The following is an 18,324-nucleotide window of genomic DNA, read 5'->3' as shown; positions in this document are numbered from 1 at the left end:
TTCTTTCACCCTATCAAAGAGCTCAAAGTGTTTAAGTAACTTCTTTCTACTTTCACCCCCCCTCGCGCAAAACCTTAAAAAATCATCCAAATCGACCAAAAATGAATGCGTATGCATGGGGGGGGTGAAAGAAGAAAGAAGTCCTTGCGGACGGTAAAGAGCTGTTCTTTGTCGACCTTAGGTCCACACAAATGTCCAAACGTCAATTTCAATTAGAAGGGTAACATGATGAACAAAAACAGTCAGTCGACGACCGAAAATTTGGAGAAGGCCTTGGGTGATGTCGAGTGCATTGCTGAGATCTACTCTTGCTCAACCCGCCATGTCATCCGCATGGTCGAGGCCGGCAAAGTCCCGGCACCTGTTAGAGTGGGAAATCTTGTTCGCTGGCGACTGCGAACTGGGGATCCAATGACAGGCGTGTACGATCACATTGATGCCGGGTGCCCAAACTGCCACAGGAGTAAATCGAAATAAGCGGGGCGATCCAGGTTGCCTAGTCAGTTGGATCTCCAAGTTAGCTATTTGAATAAAATCTGAAAGGTTCTTGCGATGGCAGAAGTGCCAGTGTATCATCCGATACATGGCCAGAGACCGAGAAACCCATGAATCACTGACGGACATCTTGAGGCGAGAATTGAATGATTGTCCAGAGTCGTTTCCGACGATTTCCAAAATGAGCGGTATCCCTCGGATGTCTCTTATGCGATTTTCCCGCAGCGAGAGCAGTTTGAGGCTCGACATGGCGGATAAGTTGGCAGACTATTTTGGACTGCGACTGACAAGGTCACGCAAGGGATAGCAGTATTTTACGGGACGCCGGAACTTAATTCCCCTCACACGCGCACACGCGAGTGAAGACTTAACCGAAGAGGATTTCCATGGCTAGTATTCACCGAGAAAAACGCAGCGGCAAGGTCGTTTACCGGTTACAGTTTTACGACAAGGACAACCGACGACGCTCCATTCGACTGGGTGACCGCACCAAGAAAGCCGCGGACACTATCAAATCTAGGATAGAAGACTTGGTATCAGTGTCGATCTCAGGTTGTGCTCCAAGTAACGATACCGCCCAGTGGTTGTCGACGCTTGGCGAAGACATGGCGACCAAACTTGCCAAAGCAGGTTTTCAGACTTACGTTCCCCGACGAGATTCTGCCAAATTAGGCGAGTTCTTGTCATCCTTTATCGCGGCTCGCAAGATCGAGTCTGCAGCAAGCACGATTACAAATTTCGAACAGGTCAAGCGGTGCCTGGTCGATCACTTTGGTGCCGACCGGGACCTGCGTACGATCACTGAGGCTGACGCTGACGACTGGCGTATGACACTCATTGAGAAATATGCTGAGGCCACGATGAGTAAACTGGTGAAGCGGGCTCGACAGATTTTTAAGACGGCCCTTCGTAGAGGACTGGTAGGCATGAACCCATTTGCAGAAGTAAAGACAGGCAGTGAGCAGAACGATGCCCGCCAGCATTTCATCGACCACGACACGATCGAAAAGGTGATCTCCGCCAGTCCTGACTTTGAGTGGAAATTGATTATTGCCCTGGCTAGGTATGGCGGCGTGCGGACACCTAGTGAGACCTTAGCCCTTAAATGGGGGGATATAGATTGGGAAAACGATCGGATGACGGTTCCTTCTCAGAAGACCAAAAAGCAAGGAAAGCCCTGGCGTGTCGTGCCGTTATTCCCAGAACTTCGCCCGTATCTGTCTGAAGCGTTCGACCAAGCTGCTGATGGAACCGAGTTCGTTATCAATCGCTACAGGGATCGCAGTTCTAATTTACGGACACAATTCTGCAGAATCATCAAAAAAGCCGGTGTCACGATTTGGCCACGCCTTTTCCAGAATTTACGAGCTAGCCGAGAGACCGAATTGGCCAATGAATACCCACTGCACGTCGTCACAGCTTGGCTGGGAAATACACCCAAGGTTGCCACCAAGCATTATCTACAGGTGACAGACGATCACTTCAGGAAAGCGGCTGCTGGAATGGGTGCAACAGTGGGTGCTGTCAGCGACTGTCAGGGGGTGAATTGCACCCACAGTTGCACCCACTCCCAATCAGAAAACCCCGAGGAATCTACAATTCTCGGGGTTTTGGGTGATTTGCTAGCTCCCCGGGTAGGACTCGAACCTAATCTCGTGGTGTAGAGCTTACGTTAGGCAGACGTTGGACTTGTGAGGTAATTCGGCATTTACGAATAAGTTACGTATGAAATGATATCGTAATTGCGTTGGGTTTCAAGTGGCTTAGTATTGCCAACATTGCCCCGTATTTGCCCCGTGTTGGGCGACTCATGAATTGTCCTCGTTTTGGTCCGGGTGAACACTGCGAACAAGAATAATCAAGCAGCTACGCGTTCGTAGTGCCGCAAGATGCCGCCTAGACTTTCGTGGCACACGATCTGCACACTGTCAGTGAGCGGATCATCGAACTCAGGCCACTTTCCCGTGAGCGGCCGATTGCCCAAGGATTGGTGAGGACGGACCTCATTATAATGTTCCACATAGGAAGAGACAATGTAGTCGAGATGCTTCTTACCAAAGACGATGAAATAGTTGATGCATTCAAATTTTATTGATTTTACCCATCTTTCGATAAAAGCATTTTGATTGGGTGCCCGCGGTGCTGTTGGCTTCACTCGACAACCCATGTCCTTGAACACCTGATCAAACTCTCGTATGTACATGCCATCTCGGTCGCGAATGAGATAGGTCATCATCAAACCAGCATCACGGGCCCGTTCGACGACTGCTTCTGCCTGTCGCACCATCCATTTGGCATCGGGTTTGAAACTACACGGCGAACAAAACACTCGTCTGGTACCGACATGGATGAATGCCAGCACGAACGCCTGCCGCAGTCCAGTCGGGGTCCAAACCATCTTGCTGAAGAAGTCTACTTGCCAGAGCGTATCGACGTGGGCCATGAGAAACTCATCCCAAGTGCCAGATCCACGCCGTGGACCTGGCTTGATACCTTCTTCCTTCAAGATATTCTTGATGGTCGTTCGTGACACAAACTGGATACGCAATTTGCGTAATTCTCCGAGAATGCGGCGATACCCCCAGCCAGTCTCACGAGCGAGCCGGATCACGACTTGGCGGATTGGCTCTACTGTGGGAGGTCTCCCCATCTTTTTGGCGGGATTGCCGAGGGCTTTCTCCCGCACCCACCGCTGGTAGGTGCGGCGGTGGACGATCGTGATGAGTCTGGAGGCGCCAGGCCCAATGGCGTCTCCCAACTTCAGGAGCCGTTCCCTTTCTTCCCGTCCGAGAAAGATCCGCAGTTTGGGAACACGTTGTCGAAGCATTTCATTTTCGGCTTTGAGGAATTCAATTTGCCGTCGCAATTCATTCTCTGTACACCTTGCCAGAAAGAACAGAAATGGCGAAAACCAACCGGTCATAGTGTGAAATCCTTTGTCATTCCACATGGGGATAAGAGGGATGACAATCTTTTTGCACTGCTGCATTCAGATTACCTCACTATCCCAATCTCGAAGGGTGCTCTTGGCAGACGTGAGGCGACAATTCTGTAATAGGTTTTGTGGCCCCATTAACTCTCTATTTTCTCGATAAAACCTAACCTGACAATGGGTTAGAGAAAGACGCGCTGGATTCAAAATCCAGTGACCGCAAGGTTGACGCAAAATGCCCGAAGTGATGAGCACCGCTGTTAATTACAGGGCTCCCGAAAACCACCCCGGATGATAAAGCTTGCGCAGAAAAGTAGTCCGAGTGCAGCAGTGAGATTCGACCGCCGAGATGTTAGTTTCTGCAAACCCAAATGCCCATTACGCCTCAAGCATTGTTATTTCTGCCTTGAGCTATTTTCAAGGAAGTACCACAATAGATCTTGCGTCAATGACCGACGTGATTTCTCAAAGCGGCACGTTGAGACGGCGATTCTGCTTTTATCTTTTCCACTGGATTGTGTAGCACCTGGCCGTCAGCTAGTAAGCGTTCTTCGAGTTGCTCATAGGGCACCTGCTGCACAGAAACGTCTAAATCAATGGCCAATGCAGCCGCTGTTGCGGCAGACTGCCCGAGTAGCATGAACACCGGTTCCATGCGAATCGAGCCGAACGCAATATGACTAGATGAAACACAAACAGGCACCAGCAAGTTCTGGCATTGATCTTCTTTCGGAACGAGAGAACCATAAGCGATTTCATAGGGGCGAATATGGACACCAATGTCACCCTCATTATGGACATAACCGTCTGAACCGACATACCGTTGGACGTTGTGGGAGTCGAGAGTGTATGAGCCCATTCCCACAGAGTCTGGAGTAATCCGTCGTCTTGTCAAATCATTTTCTGTCATTACATAAGAACCTACTAGACGCCGGGCTTCCCGGACATATATCTGATGGCTCCAACCACCATTATCCCGAAATTCATCCTTCGCGAGGCCCCAGGCTGCCATGTCTGATCGTACCTCAGGAGGTACTCGATCATCATTGGACAAGAAATACATCAGACCTTGCTGATACTCTAGGTGCTCGTTGAATATTTCACGCCGCCGATCGTAGCTACCCTCGGGATAATTATAGTTGTAGCCGATGTTGTCTGTACTGAAGGGACCGTGATTGTTGACATCCGCTTTCAGATTGGGAAGCGGATCGAACTTTTCGAACTTGTCCCGCCAGCCAGTTTCAAAGATGCGCAGCAGCAACTCGTATTGGGCCGGATCGTAATCAGCTGGCTTGAAGAATCGCATGCGGTTTTCTGGGACAGTCGTCAAGCACATGCGGAAGCAGTATGCCTGAACACGGTGATCGCCCTCACCTGGCTTGCCCGGCGGATCGGCGCTAATTCTAGGTAGCAGGCCGCTCGCTGGAACACCCGGAACAACGTAAGGATCTACGGGCCGAGGCAATAATTCAAAGTGATGGTCATGGTGCGCCAGACTGGTTTGAACCCCATTATGCGTTTCATCATAGACCTGATTTGCTTCGCGGCCAACATGGTATTCGACCCCCGCAGCGGCTAGGAGGTCACCTTCATAGGTGGCGTCGAGAAACATTTTCCCTCGATATATGTTGCCACTCAGCATCGTGATAGCCACGATACGCCCGTCCCGCATGGTGACCCCTTCACCACTTGTTCGATCAAGCCACTCGTCGCGATGCACGGTGACATGATGTTCTGCAATCAGGTCCTCAAACACACGTTCGGCTACATGCGGTTCAAAGACCCACATGGTACGAGCCTCGCCATCCATTGCAAGGGATCCTTGTCCCTGATTGCCGAAGTCTGAACGTGCCTGCCAATTCCAAGCAGCATCGTCTTGATAATGTTTCCAGATACGGTGGTAAAACTCGCGTGATAGGCCCCCAATGACCGCTGTTCTGCCCGTATCGGAGAACCCCAATCCACCGCTCGACATACCGCCAAGATGTTTATCGGGGCAGACAAGCACGACGGATTTTCCCATAGATGCGACCTGAACAGCCGCAATTACCCCCGCACTAGTCCCGCCATAGACAACCACATCATACGCCGGTGCTTGGCTCTCTCCCCACGTGCAGGTCGCATGTGCGATCCAGACAAATACACATTTGACTAACAAATACTTCATTTCGATGACCCGAACTTCCGAGAGGGAGCAAACCAACAACGGTAAATTGTATTTGGCATCACAAACTTGGTCCTTGCAATTCGAGCACCACCTCTGGAGTGCCTTCCAGCTGAATGTCCGCTGTCAGCCCGCTCGAATTAGCCCTTGTATATTTCAAAGGAATCAAAGATTTGCCCAGCAGCATTCCTCCCTCTTCATCATCCAGTAGTTTGGCTTTCTCTGAGTCGTGAGCTTCGTAACATAGGACGCTCACTTTATAGTGACCGGGTATTACGCCGTCTTCCTTACGGAATGTTGATAGGTCAAAGGTTCCATCAGACTGAATCTCGGCTTGAGCGACTTGTCCCTTAGGAGGATGAAACATGACTACGCCAAATTTCAGGGGCTCGCTGTTGTAGAGTACTTTGCCTTTGACCGATGTCATCGGGGGCGGTTGAGAGCAGCCATGGATCAAGGTAAAGCCCGCTATGAACCCCATCAAGAGAGCTGTCATTCGAGCTTGCCTCCTAGTCAGCATATGCCACCTCCCCACCATTGACCGTTGCTCGTGCATGGTAAGCTGTGATGTCAATATCATCGGACACGCCATGCACACTGCCGTCGACATGCACAAAGTGGGTGATACCTGGATGATAACTTCCCATGGGCATGCGATTCCATCCCTGTAAACTGCGGGTAAGGCCACGCGTGTTCGGCGAATACTCTAATTCTTTGAATGAATAAACCAACGGAATCTGTCCGATTCCCGACTGAAATCCACTAATATACCAAGGTCGCACGTTTCCAGGAGGATCGCTACATTCTCCTCCTACTGTGCAATCTCGGTGGACGAATTCACCGATCATAAATGTTGCGCTTTGACCATCGGTAATCTCTTTAGCACTGCGTTGATGGCCCACGATCTCCGTGGGGGACTTTTGCTTGAGAGCAAACGCACCGTTATCCGGGTATTCTCCCCCAATCAGTTCGACAGTAGGACTAGAAATTGCCCCTCCGACTCCTGCATACGTGGTTAGGGCTCCAATTTGCGATGGGGTACCCGCTTTCATCACCGCTTGGTCCGGCCAACTTGGGCATAGATAGATGTTCACAATCTGATCGCGAATGGGATCATCAAAAGCCGTTGGGGGATTCGTCTTATCAAATTGGATTTGGTCATATACAGCTTGTTGTTCCATAAAAGGTAATAGGGCGGTGAAGATCCCCAGTTTCTGGAAACTACCTTTGTCTCGCAAGTAACCAGGAGGCAGAAGTCCATGATAGGTAGACATGTGATTCTGACCGCCCAATCCCATCTGCTTCAAGTTGTTAATACACTGAGATTTCCTGGCAGATTCCCGCGCGGCCTGAACAGCCGGCAGAAGCAATGCGACTAGCACTCCAATAATGGCGATCACCACTAACAGTTCCACAAGTGTAAAACCATGTAGGGGCCTCGAGCTATGGGTATCCCTCTCCGAAGGATACCGACTTCTACGCAGCCCTGGACCAAGTGTTCTAATATGTAATTTGCGATGAATCATTTTCGTGCCGCTCCACTGAGTGTCTGTGCAGAATTGTGAGCCGAGGTGTCGATCGTCGTGAGAAGCAGAAGTCGGGCCACTTCTCGGACCAGCTCCTGTCTAGTCTCAGCCTGGAGTGTGAAAGCATGCGATTTCAAATCCTTCGAATTTACTCTTTCGATCTGAACATTCTGCAATCGTTCACTAACTTGATCGAGTTCCTTGCGAGTCACGCGCTTGTTCTCGTTAAAGTCCCATTCGGTAAAGTCGATTAGTTCATAAAGACTTGCCAACTGAACAGCTTTCCAAAGTTCTGTGCCATGGACAACATCCGTATAATAATCTAGTGCCAGTGTGCTACCGGCATCCAACAAAGCTTTTTGTACCAATAGCGGCGGTACCTCACGAGGTTGCAAGCTCATGCGACAAGCCACACCAGCAATAGCCCCAGAGGCTTGCCCGGTGAGCATTGTCACAGGTTGCAAGCGAGTAGCGCCGCTGGCGATGCGCGACTGTGAAAGATTCTTTTCTGCGGGCAACAGCCCATCTACATCCCGAGGAATAAACGATCCGAAGGGAATCTGAAATGGGCCGTAGCCCCATTGAATCCAGCGTTCTGGTAGATCAATCTCCTCATCCAGATCGAGCTCAACCTGTAGATTGCGATTCGCTGCTTCCCCGTGAACATCGACCGGGTAATCACCAATCGCCAAGGCCGTTTCAAAGCGTACCGGCTTAAAAGGAGGTGTTCTACGGATTTCTTTTGCACTGAGTGTGTAGGTTCCTACGATTCGACGACTCTCACGTGCGTAGGCAATAACAGGGAAATGATACAATATCTCGCGATACGGTTCTAAATCGGGAAATTCTTGGATAAGTTGTCCGGTCTTTTCGCGATTGTAAGGAGAATCGTAGCCGACATCGTTCGCCACAGACCAATCATCAATATTCATCACATTTTGAATATAGTACAGGACACCCAACGTCCTCAGGCGGGCACGGTATTCCGCCTGACGGCGTTTATCGCGATCTTCGACATCTAAAACGCTGAAAGGTTGATCATTTGGATGGAAATTGATATGCGAGCGAGTCAGGGTTAAACCCGATCCATTGTGGGCGCTCAGCGGACTCGAAGAATCTGGCATGCCTCGATATTTCAGGAATCGCTCCCATCTCCAAGGAAACTTTGATGTGCTGGTGCCTTTGGGAGAAAGTGAACGACTGATTAGTTTTTCATTATATTCGCGAGGAGGCTCGGTAATCTTCAACTCCTCGGGTAGTCCTTTTGGATATTGTTTGATGCTGGCCGTCCAAGTGATTGGCTGCGCTGGAGGAACCATCTGAGTGGGTGGGTGTTCACGATCCGATAACCACACCCCAACTCGGTAGAGGGCACCTGTAAGTGGGATCACGTCCCCATACTCAGTGGCGTCTATCACGATTTGGCTGCCGACGTTTTCTTCTCGAACGGAACCATCTTCCGCTACGTTCTCTACGGTTACGCCGCGAACCGTTTGACCATCGCGAGCGACGGCAGTCACCTCACCACGTAGCAGCAGATCGAGAACTACGGGCTTGCCCTCCGGAAGGGGCATTTCACGTGTATCGCGAATCATGTCATAGAGCAATCGCTGCGCAACGTGAGGTTCCACGGCAAAATGATCTTCGGAAACTGCGCAGGTATCGGTGGATTTTCCTAAAGCCCGATAGTAGGCAACCGCTCGATGCCAGAATTCGCCATAGATACCTCTTTCACGTAGGCGTTCTCGAGGAGGGTAGCCTTCGTCTAAGCTCGTGACACCCGCCGCCGCTAACTGTCCTCCAATCCAATCGGTAGGTTCAACCAAGAGCACACTTGCCCCCAATCGGGCAGCTTGGAGAGCAGCAGCAACTCCTCCGGTTCCGGCCCCAATTACAATCACATCATATTCGTTCCGCAACCTATTTCCTGCGACTCCATCGACACTTGTACAAATGATGTCGTCTGCCCAGGATGGTGATAATCCCAGTCCCACGCACAGAACCGAGCTGACCATCGCCAACCTGCAGACTCGTACAAAGCACTTCAGGGATTCACTGGTGAAGTGCGACAATTGGCTGCAGCTTTTGTCTAGACAATTTGATGATAGGAAGAGATGAGTTCGCATGGATTTGTAATGCAATTCTGGAAAACTGCCGTCCGACTTTCTTCGTTCGAGGCTAATGGTGTTATTTGTCATCCTTCGCCCCAGGCTGCACGAGAGCGACTCGTCGTTGCAAATCCTCAGCACTCAAGGCTCGACTGTAGATTGCCAATTCGTCCAAATCTCCTACCAACGGCCTCACACTGCCAAAGGAGAATAGCTGTCCCACAAGAAGTGTTAACTTATTTGGCAATTGCGTCTCGTCTAGTTCAGAAGCCACTTCTGTACCATCAACGTATAATCGCATCACGGACCCTTCTTTGACGGCTGCCACATGTTGCCATGCCCGGGGCCGATAAGGCGTTATGGAGAAACACGAAGTCCCTGTCAGCGTCTCACTGGGAGGACTTCGATGCAGGAAGCGAAGCGATTTGGGCCGTATTTCCATTACGTCTGTCGCTAGATTTGCCGATTGCACCTCCAGGAGCAAACCGTGCCTCTCTATGCTGCCAAGTTGATCACTCGATTTTTCGACCAGCGAGACCAGTGTGCCCCGATGAAAGTGGCTCGGCTTTGTCCATAGCTCGACCGTGTAATCACGGCCCGACAGCTCATCAAATGTATCCTCCGATACAAGGCAGCCAGGCTTCTCACGGACAGTGAACCTTGCCACATGATTGTCACCATATTCAACATTTTGGATTTGACCACCTAAAACACGCAGATTGTGTTGCGGACCGATCTGGTTGGGGATGACACGCGAATCGATCGAATCAAATCGCCAATATGCCACGGGATCTGACTCTTTGATAAGCTCCACATACTTCGGTGGAATAGCAAGGTGATCCACGCCATTCCCCGCATCAAACTTAAATGCATTGGGATCGGCTTCGGTGCTGAAAAAAGACAATTCCGAGCGAGCAGTCTTACGAAGCCGGATAGCCTCCCCAGCGACAATGGCTAACCGATCCTCCTCTTGAGCCGTCGGGACTACGGTGGCGTTGCCTTCCAACACATGCACGACTACTTCTTCGCCAAACGCATCCACTCCGACCAGCGATCCACTTGGAATCCAGGCATTCGCCATAGGCATATTCAAATGAAATCGTTCATCGTGGATATTCCTGACAACCAACTTACCGTATTTAATTTCGGGAGTACCAGAAGCACTGAGAGAAAAAATCGCCGGCCCCTTGATGCGTGTCGTCACACCATTCTTAAACTCCACCTCAGCAACACCATCCAGAAGAGCGACCGAATTTCCCGCATGAAGAGAAGCACCTGTTTCCATGGCTACTCTCGCCTGGGGATCCCACATGTAGCTGGTTGTGCTCACCAATGTGGCAATAGGAACGGCCGATTGCTGCGGTTGTATCAAGTCGAGATCCGCCACATGACGATCGGTATCCCAGAAGCTTCTCGAGGAGTTGTTGACCCACTGAGTCACTGCCACACCTACCAGGAATGTTGCGGCCAGCGACAGACACGTCAGCGCTTGCTGCGTCCATTGATGGTTCCACAAACTGCCCGAGGCCAATTCAGAAGTCTCTGATACGCCACCCCGGGTCGAAATTGGGAGGCCAGGAGATGTCTCGGATTTCGTGGTAGCTTGATTGTCGAGGAGTGTGTCCACATTGGTTGGCAGCCGACTTTCCCATTCGAGATCAGCCAAATGCGTAAGCCCTGTGACAACAGCATCTCGGACATCTGGTTCTGTACGTACCAATTCATCGAGATGAGCAAATTGCTCTTCATTGGCGTCGCCGCAGGACATTTCAACCAACAGTTGCAGAATGTCATCGTTGATAGCCGTATTAAGATCCACCCTGAGACTCCTGGGAAAGCATTTGCTGGATACATGCGAGCAGCCAGGCATGGGTTCGTGCCAGACTACGATATAAAGAGGCTAAGGAACTTCCCATTTCACTAGCAAGCTCTTTGGCGCTACGCTCATGATAATACCTCTGTTCGATCAGCCACCTGGACTTCGGGGCCAGCTTCTGTATGCAGCTGGAGAGGGCTGTCAATCGACCTGGGGTATCGTCGCTTCGGGCATGAAACTCTGCATTCAACGCTTCTAGCGCTTCATCAGAGAATAGGTGGCGACGTCTGCCGCTTGATCGCATCTTGCGGATTTCAAAGAGGGCAATTTGGCACCCCCAGGCAAAAAAATTGCCTCCCAATGTGAACTCCTGGAATTTGCGCCACATCACCATACTCGTATTCTGATAGACATCGTCTGCATCATTTCGGTTAGGAACCAGAGAACGAATGTAACAATAGATTCGTCGCGAATTCCTAGCGAATTCAGCAATGAACTCGTCGTGCGTATACGAAGTGTCTTCATTGAATTCTTGAGTCATTGCCTATCCTCCGCCACTACTCTCAACATTCCTTAGCTACACCTACAGCCCCGGTAACATACCCGTCGAGAAGCAGGATTATTCTCATAAAAACGTCGTCGAATCTCGATTCCATAGCAGAATCAACTATTTTCTAACCAATCAGCCTCTGAGGCATACGGCACCAACCGGGACTCAAATTCTGCTAGTATCTCATGATGCTGAGCGAGTACCCTTGGGTAGTCCTCGGCGATGTTGACAGTCTCTCCAGGGTCATCAATGAGGTCGAAAAGCTGCAGCACTCGATCACCCTGATAACGGATGGATTTGAATTGCTTGTCAACCACCATTCGACCGCCAAAGGAAGAACTGGCCACCAACGCCTCATTAGATCGATTTCCCGAATCTAATCGTGCCAGAATACTCTTACCACATAGCCCTTTAGGATGTGGCATGCCTGCGACATCGCAGAACGTGGGAAACAAGTCCACGCTAGAAACGAAGACGTCGTCGTTAGCCACTCCTTCGGCTAGCCGGCCGGGGAACGCCATCACAAATGGAACTCGCACCGATGCTTCGTACATAAAAGCTTTCCAGTAAAGACCATGACTTCCCAGCCCTTCGCCATGATCCGAAGTGAATACAACGAGCGTGTTTTCCTCTTCGCCGGACGCTTCCAGGGCATCGAGCACCCGACCCACTGAAGCATCCACCATCTCACAGTAGCGGTAATACATCCAGTTGTAGAGCTGCCAATCATTCTCCGTCCAGTTCCGAGAGGATAAACGTTTAAATGAGTTGCGAACTTTCTTAACTAGCGTATCTGGCTCCTTCGGCCTGGCACTAAAATTGTCCGGTAATGGTGGTAGTTCAATTTCTCCCGGTAGCGGGAGCGGTCCTTGTCCGGGACGCAAGCAACCGATTTGACATATGTCGTGCGGATTCATCAGCGAAACGTGTATAAAAAATGGTTTCTCTTCCCTGCGGCCAAGTAGATACGACTGGGCACTATCGGCAACCGGATCGTCACAGTATTGCCCCGAAGGATACGTGCCGGTGTAGACGTTAAAACTCCTTCGTGGATCGCGGCCCGGTGAGTGCCACTTCCCTATGTGAATGGTTTCATATCCGTGCTGTCCAAACCACTGACCAATATCAACGATCGAGCTAACCATTTTCGATCTATTTCCAGCCACGCCATGCTCATTCGGCATACGCCCGGTCATCCAGCAGGTCCGTGCCGGCGCGCAGACGGGGTCCGAGGTATAGGACCTTTTGAAGTCAATGCCCCGTGCAGCCAGTCGGTCAGTATTTGGGGTCCGCACATGCATGTTGCCATGGAATCCACCCACGGCATTGTTCCATTGATCGACACTAATTAGCAGGATGTTTGGAGGTTCGGACCGTCCCGTACTCCCTGCGAAGGACGAGTGTGAAAATGCTGCCGAAGCCCCGGCCACGGCACCACTATAGAGAAATTTGCGTCTGGAAATATTCAAGCTCATGCCGTGTCCTCCACCCTGGTGAGGATAAAAGCTTTGCTGACTCCGTTGAACACGTAGACTACGAGCCCATGTTCATTGACCCAGAATTCGGTTGGAAAATTCCCCTGAGCATCAAGCAGAAAACCAGTGAGTGACTTGGCAAGGTGATGGTGCTGCAAAGCTTCGGTGCTACGCAGCATTCGAGCGGAACCGGTCACCACCAAATCTTCGCCCAACAGTTTTGTCGGACTCCCAGGCTCACCTGCTTCAAGCGGGAAACCTGCCATCAGAGCATAGATGCTAAGGAGCCTTTCGGCTGTTTCCGTCTGTACTTGCTGGTGCGCCGAACCAGTGTACGTCTGCTCCAGCTTGCCGCCCTGCCAGCGGCCCTCGACCTCCACTGGATCAAACCGAGCCGCTCTGCTGAACATCGGCTTGAATATCCGACGGAAAGACCAGTAGTGGGGGGAATGCCACGTGCCGGAGCACTTCATGTTACCAGAGAGGTTGCGCACATAGTCGAGTTTCCACGTGTGGTTGATTTCCAATTCCGTTTCCGCATTGACACGGCGAGTAATTTTGAGTCCTGGCAACTCATCCATGTTGACCGGCCATTGCTCAGTCTTACTCGACTTATCGTGAAAGTATGTCAGGGCACGCTCCTCGAACCAGAGTGATCTATTCACCGCAGGCTGTGCAGTGCGCAGTTCGAGAGCAAGTTCAAGCTCCTCCGTAATCAAATCAAACGGATGCCACATAGGTTTATTTCCGTTCTCAATACCCGGTAGAGCGGCTAGATTCCACCAACATCGTAAAGGGAGATGCCGGCAGACCATCGCCGTTAAAGAGAGTCGAGGTGGGATTGTTGCTCCAGGCATAACGCACTGCCGAAGGCTCGGGCACCACTTGTGAGAAGACCACCACCTGGTCCCCTTCGATCCGAGCACCCCCAGGGCGGAACTTTCCGTCTGGGCCGGCCAGTTCAAATCCAGTGAGGGAGCCCGCTTGGTCTTGCAGACCACTGGAAGCTTCCTCGAATTGAAGCACCACTTCGCCATTGTTCAACTTTGCCGATCGGCAAAGGGGTCCCGTGGCATCTCCTTTGGTAATGCCATAGTGCCGCACTTCCGCCAGCCGAGCAAGTCGAGTGCCAACATATTCCTTATCCGGCGGGTGGCCATCGTTTGGTGTCGAGCCGTCGATCACAATAGCGGCACAAACGTTTGGGAGTGTCAGAGCTTCCATCTGCGCTTCGCGAAATTTGGCCCATTTGATTCCAGTCCGGTCGTAGGTCCATTCGTAATTGGGTAATTGAACAAAATAGAACGGCATATTCTTCGAGTTCCATTGGCGGCGTAACTCTTGGATATGAGAGGGAAACATTCGACTATAAGAGTTCGCATTGCCACAGTTGCTCTCGCCCTGATACCAAAGTATTCCGGAAATGGAATAGGGAACAAGAGGCGCGATCATGCCGTTGAACAGTCCCGACGGAGCAAATTTAGTTGCGGGTCCCGGTGGAGGCTTGGGATACTTCCGCCAATTGAATTTGGTGCCAGTTGCTTTGGCCTCTGTCACTTTACTTTGGTATTCTTCAAGCTCTTTTTCGTATGTTATCTGCTTAGTGGGAAGCTCTTCGAGGGTCCGATTCCACTTGTCTGCCACTTCCGAAAAGTTCTTCAGCGCTTGACGGCTCATCCAGGGCTGGATCTTGGTTCCGCCCCAGGTTGCATTGACAATACCGACGGGCACTCCGAGTTTCGGCTGAAGCTGGCGGGCGAAGTAGTATCCAACGGCAGTGAAGTCGCCGGCAGTGTCAGGTGTACAAGGAACCCAGGTGCCTTCTGCGTCGATTGAAGGCTCTTCGAGTGAGTTGTGTTTCACCTTGTACTGGCGAACCAGCGGCAAGTCAGATTCTGCCAACAAGTGTTCGGCACGCGGATCTTGCTTTAGTGGCCACTCCATGTTCGATTGGCCGGAGCAAAGCCAAACTTCACCGACGACGACGTTATCTAAGATAATTTGACCGGCATCTGATTCGACAATGAAAGGCCGCCCCGCTGAACTAGCTTCGAGTGGGGCCAAGTTGGTTTCCCAGCGGTTGTCCGTATCGGCGACGGCCGTGGCGGTTTGACCAGCAAATTGGATCGTCACGGAACTTCCAGATGGGGCGGTTCCCCAGATCGGCAGTTCAGTGTCGCGCTGCAGCACGGCACTATCCGTGAAGAGGGGTGCGAGCTCAACGGTTTCTACCGGTTGGCTCTGATCAAACTCAGAAGCGACTAGCGATACAATTGCAAAGAATGGAAGGCCCAAAAACAGCGAAGTTGCCAGCAGGGTTTTCCCTCCCGAATTCGATCTCTCGGCAAGATGCACTGATTTCTCCAAATGATTAATGGCAACCCGGGAGCCGAACTCGAAACTTTCAGCTCTGCAAGAATATCAGATTCCATCGCGGCGTTCAGTTCTCGTACCACGGTAGAACACTTTTCTCAGGCTAACGTCGCAGAATCCGACTCAGAGCAGGCACTCCGAACAGCAACAATACCAGACTGGCTGGCTCAGGCACGGCCATGGTGACTGGCACAACGGCAGCCGAACCATAGCCACTCGTCCAATAATTGAGATCCGTTTGATCGATTGCACCATCACTGTTGGCATCTCCTTCGCTTCGCAATGCGCCTGTTGTAGCACCGAAGCCGCGCTGCCAGGTGAGAAAGTCGGCACCATCGACGTCGCCGTCGCCGTCGAAATCCGCGGAGCCTCCGACGACATCTTCCCAGGTAGTGCCGAGTCGTGGTTCGTCGAAACTAGCAGCTTTAGAGTAATCGATGCCGGTGAGGGTAAGATGAGTGAGGTCGGCATTGGTATCTAGCGCAAAGGTTCTAAATACCAGCGGTGTTACTGAAGCGGAGGCCGCCGCTTCGGTTGTAACATTCGTAGGATCTTGCCATATGGTCAGCTTGGAATTGCCGTTCAGGTTGCCCGGATCGTCATTGAACTCAAGCTTTACGATTGTGTGGCGGAGGTATGGCGAGGTGGTTTCTGGAATGTTCTGGATGATGTTATCTAGCAAAATGTCATTCTGAACAGTACCTGAAGAGCCAACATGACGCACCACATAATCGGTTCCAGAGACACCATCTCCGGCAGCACCGATCAGCAAGCCCCGAAGCGAATTTCCTGAGATGAGATTGGCATCGGTTTCAGAAACCGTAGCCCCTATATTGGTGAACCCGATGCCCACAAACCCGTCAAGATCGAGTTCATCGGTTAGCACCTGTGCCCCCAGCGAAATGTAATACGTGTCGCTGGCAGTGTAAGGAGACAAAGCTCGCTGCACACGTCTCTGCAGGTTGTCCACGCCAGCAAATCGCGTTCTCCCTCCAAGTTGATAGGGGAATTCAGAGCCCAAAGGATCTAGCTCCGCTGTCCATTGCGCCACTCCTAGTGAGCCCGATGTAACATTTCCAGACCAGGGATCGACAAAGCCTGCGACAGTCGGATCCTGACCGCCGCCATTGGCATTGCCTCTTCGCAATTGATTCTTAAATGCAGTCAAATCGTATTCACCCAGGAGAGGATCGCCGGGAATGCCGCCCAGAAAATGATCCGTAGCAATGAGTTCCGCACGAGTCTCTAAAACCAGTCCAGACAGTAGAGAGACAAACAGTGCGGCGGAGATAAAAGCTGGCAACGGCGCCCACACCACAGCAATTTTCAATGCTGGCCGTTTCAAGTGGCGCTTAAAAATCGACAACATACAGAAGCCTTTCATTTAGTTCGTTCTCAACTCGGATCTGCGAGAAGGAAGATTGTCCGTGACCGCGCAGCAAGCCCAATGCAATTCGAGAGACGGCATCTTCTCTCAACGCAGTTATAGCAATCGCTGCCCCAGCAAGCATGTGTCCCTCATGATCGCGATTGCTGTAAACTGGAAAACGTGTCGTGGCTCCACTGGAAGCCGCGGATTCAGTGGAAGCATTCATACATAATGGAAAAACCCTTAACCAATAGTCATCCGGCGTTTGCGGGTCATACCACTAAACAATAGGACCGATGCAATCAAGACAGCCGTACCAGGCTCAGGAATAACAGAGGCCCAGCTCGTGCCTAAGGTAGGCTCGTCAAAGCTGGCGGCCTTGGAATAGTTGAGGCCGGTCAGTGTTAAGTGCGTCATATCGGCATTGGTTCCCAGAGCAAACGTTCTCAGTACCACTGGTGTTACCGACGCCGAGGCAGCAGACTCCGACGAAAAGTCCGTCGGATTTTGCCAGACTGTTAACTTAGAGTTTCCATTAGGATTTCCAGGGTCGTCATTGAACTCCAATTTCAGGATAGTGAGAGTCGGAATAATATTGTCAATATTTGACTCAAGTACGTCATTCTGCACGAAACCAGTTGAACCAACGTGCCTGACGACGAAGTCCGTAACTGAGCCATCTGAAGAAGCGGCACCAATCAACACTCCACGCAGGGCACTGCCTCCGACAATATTGGCGTCTTGCTGGGTTACGCTAGGATCGCTGTTCGTAAAGCCTGCGCCCACAAAGCCGTCTGCCCCCGCCAGATCACCCGTTGCAATCTGGGTGATCAGCGACATGTAATAGGTGTTACTGGGGGCATAAGAAGAAAGTTCTCGTTGCACGCGGCGTTGTAGCGCATTGACAGCCGAAGAGCCACCAAACCGGGCACGACCACCTTGCTGGTAACCGACGGTTGACCCAGTAGGAGCTGATTCCGCTGTCCACTGAGCCACAGCCAAAGAACCACTTGTAACGTTGCCGGTCCAAGGATCGGTAAAACCTGGAATTGTGGGATCTTGACCGGCACCATTCACTTCGGAACGCCGCAATTGAGTGACAGAATACTCACCATTGGCTGTATTCGCAGGATTGCCGGTGAGAAAATGATCGACAGCAATCTGGCCTGCATCGGCCTGAGTTGTCAAACCACTTCCGAGAAATGTGAGTAGTACCAAGAAATACCCAATGGCGCAGAAACCGAAGGCTGGAGAAGATGCTCTTTGATCGTTCGTTAGAAGCGTACTGAGTACTGGTGTGTCAATAAAGTGCTGTTGCATTCGAAGCATTAGCTATTCCTCCCCCAATAAAGATGACAAAAGACCAAAAATACGTGCAAGCAATTCACATAGCTACTAGTTCAATCTGCTCACACCTGAAATAGTTACTGAAGCTGGTTGACGACAAATTCATAGACAAGAAAACGACAAGCGAGCCAAGGATATGTACTCAGCCACTAAGGAGTAACCCATTTGA

At 51.2% G+C, this 18,324-nt stretch carries 15 protein-coding genes; 2 read left to right on the top strand and 13 right to left on the bottom strand.

The genetic code is table 11. From position 1 onward, the window contains the following. Window positions 1–225 precede the first annotated feature (225 nt). Together Pla144_RS21460 and Pla144_RS21455 are read left to right on the top strand one after the other, a co-directional pair. Window positions 226–477, top strand: coding sequence for a helix-turn-helix transcriptional regulator (locus tag Pla144_RS21460; RefSeq protein ID WP_146452756.1), 252 nt, complete (start codon window positions 226–228; stop codon window positions 475–477). A gap of 404 nt (window positions 478–881) precedes the next feature. Beyond that, window positions 882–2,159: a tyrosine-type recombinase/integrase gene (locus tag Pla144_RS21455; RefSeq protein WP_146452755.1), complete on the top strand. Its 1,278-nt coding sequence runs from the start codon at window positions 882–884 to the stop codon at window positions 2,157–2,159. 194 nt (window positions 2,160–2,353) lie between these two features. Here Pla144_RS21455 and Pla144_RS21450 read toward each other — a convergent pair whose 3' ends face one another. From Pla144_RS21450 to Pla144_RS21390, 13 genes are all read right to left on the bottom strand, one after another. Continuing rightward, window positions 2,354–3,484, bottom strand: a complete 1,131-nt coding sequence (locus tag Pla144_RS21450; protein WP_146452754.1) for an integrase core domain-containing protein — start codon at window positions 3,482–3,484, stop codon at window positions 2,354–2,356. 388 nt (window positions 3,485–3,872) lie between these two features. Next, window positions 3,873–5,594 (bottom strand): FAD-dependent oxidoreductase, encoded by a 1,722-nt coding sequence (locus Pla144_RS21445; protein WP_146452753.1) that lies wholly within the window; start codon window positions 5,592–5,594, stop codon window positions 3,873–3,875. A gap of 58 nt (window positions 5,595–5,652) precedes the next feature. Beyond that, window positions 5,653–6,087: a hypothetical protein gene (locus Pla144_RS21440; RefSeq protein WP_146452752.1), complete on the bottom strand. Its 435-nt coding sequence runs from the start codon at window positions 6,085–6,087 to the stop codon at window positions 5,653–5,655. Window positions 6,088–6,100: 13 nt separating this feature from the next. Further along, complete coding sequence (locus tag Pla144_RS21435; RefSeq protein WP_261342334.1) at window positions 6,101–7,075, bottom strand: DUF1559 domain-containing protein; 975 nt, start codon at window positions 7,073–7,075, stop codon at window positions 6,101–6,103. Between the two features lie 38 nt (window positions 7,076–7,113). After that, a complete protein-coding gene (locus Pla144_RS21430) occupies window positions 7,114–9,132 on the bottom strand; it encodes an FAD-dependent oxidoreductase (RefSeq protein ID WP_197530905.1) in 2,019 nt (672 codons plus the stop codon). 172 nt (window positions 9,133–9,304) lie between these two features. Next, on the bottom strand, window positions 9,305–11,044 hold the full coding sequence (locus tag Pla144_RS21425) for a LamG domain-containing protein (protein WP_197530904.1): 1,740 nt from the start codon (window positions 11,042–11,044) through the stop codon (window positions 9,305–9,307). Then, window positions 11,034–11,582 carry a sigma-70 family RNA polymerase sigma factor gene (locus Pla144_RS21420; protein ID WP_146452748.1) on the bottom strand — a complete coding sequence of 183 codons (549 nt, stop codon included), beginning with the start codon at window positions 11,580–11,582 and terminating at the stop codon, window positions 11,034–11,036. Before Pla144_RS21420 ends, Pla144_RS21425 begins: the two co-directional genes overlap by 11 nt. A gap of 122 nt (window positions 11,583–11,704) precedes the next feature. After that, window positions 11,705–13,066 carry a sulfatase family protein gene (locus Pla144_RS21415; RefSeq protein WP_146452747.1) on the bottom strand — a complete coding sequence of 454 codons (1,362 nt, stop codon included), beginning with the start codon at window positions 13,064–13,066 and terminating at the stop codon, window positions 11,705–11,707. Beyond that, a complete protein-coding gene (locus Pla144_RS21410) occupies window positions 13,063–13,803 on the bottom strand; it encodes a hypothetical protein (protein WP_146452746.1) in 741 nt (246 codons plus the stop codon). The genes Pla144_RS21415 and Pla144_RS21410 overlap by 4 nt, the downstream gene beginning before the upstream one ends. 16 nt (window positions 13,804–13,819) lie before the next feature. Continuing rightward, window positions 13,820–15,421: a sialate O-acetylesterase gene (locus tag Pla144_RS21405; protein ID WP_146452745.1), complete on the bottom strand. Its 1,602-nt coding sequence runs from the start codon at window positions 15,419–15,421 to the stop codon at window positions 13,820–13,822. 121 nt (window positions 15,422–15,542) lie between these two features. After that, window positions 15,543–16,808 carry a hypothetical protein gene (locus tag Pla144_RS21400; protein ID WP_146452744.1) on the bottom strand — a complete coding sequence of 422 codons (1,266 nt, stop codon included), beginning with the start codon at window positions 16,806–16,808 and terminating at the stop codon, window positions 15,543–15,545. Then, the gene (locus tag Pla144_RS21395) at window positions 16,792–17,034 is read right to left on the bottom strand and encodes a hypothetical protein (protein WP_146452743.1); all 243 of its coding nucleotides are present in this window, start codon (window positions 17,032–17,034) and stop codon (window positions 16,792–16,794) included. Before Pla144_RS21395 ends, Pla144_RS21400 begins: the two co-directional genes overlap by 17 nt. 17 nt (window positions 17,035–17,051) lie before the next feature. Then, the gene (locus tag Pla144_RS21390; RefSeq protein ID WP_146452742.1) at window positions 17,052–18,137 is read right to left on the bottom strand and encodes a PEP-CTERM sorting domain-containing protein; all 1,086 of its coding nucleotides are present in this window, start codon (window positions 18,135–18,137) and stop codon (window positions 17,052–17,054) included. Between the last annotated feature and the right edge of the window lie 187 nt (window positions 18,138–18,324).

The sequence above is a fragment of the Bythopirellula polymerisocia genome (assembly GCF_007860015.1).
GTDB lineage: Bacteria > Planctomycetota > Planctomycetia > Pirellulales > Lacipirellulaceae > Bythopirellula > Bythopirellula polymerisocia.
Note: the sequence above shows the minus strand (reverse complement) of the source record. Positions and strands in the feature narration are given on the sequence as shown.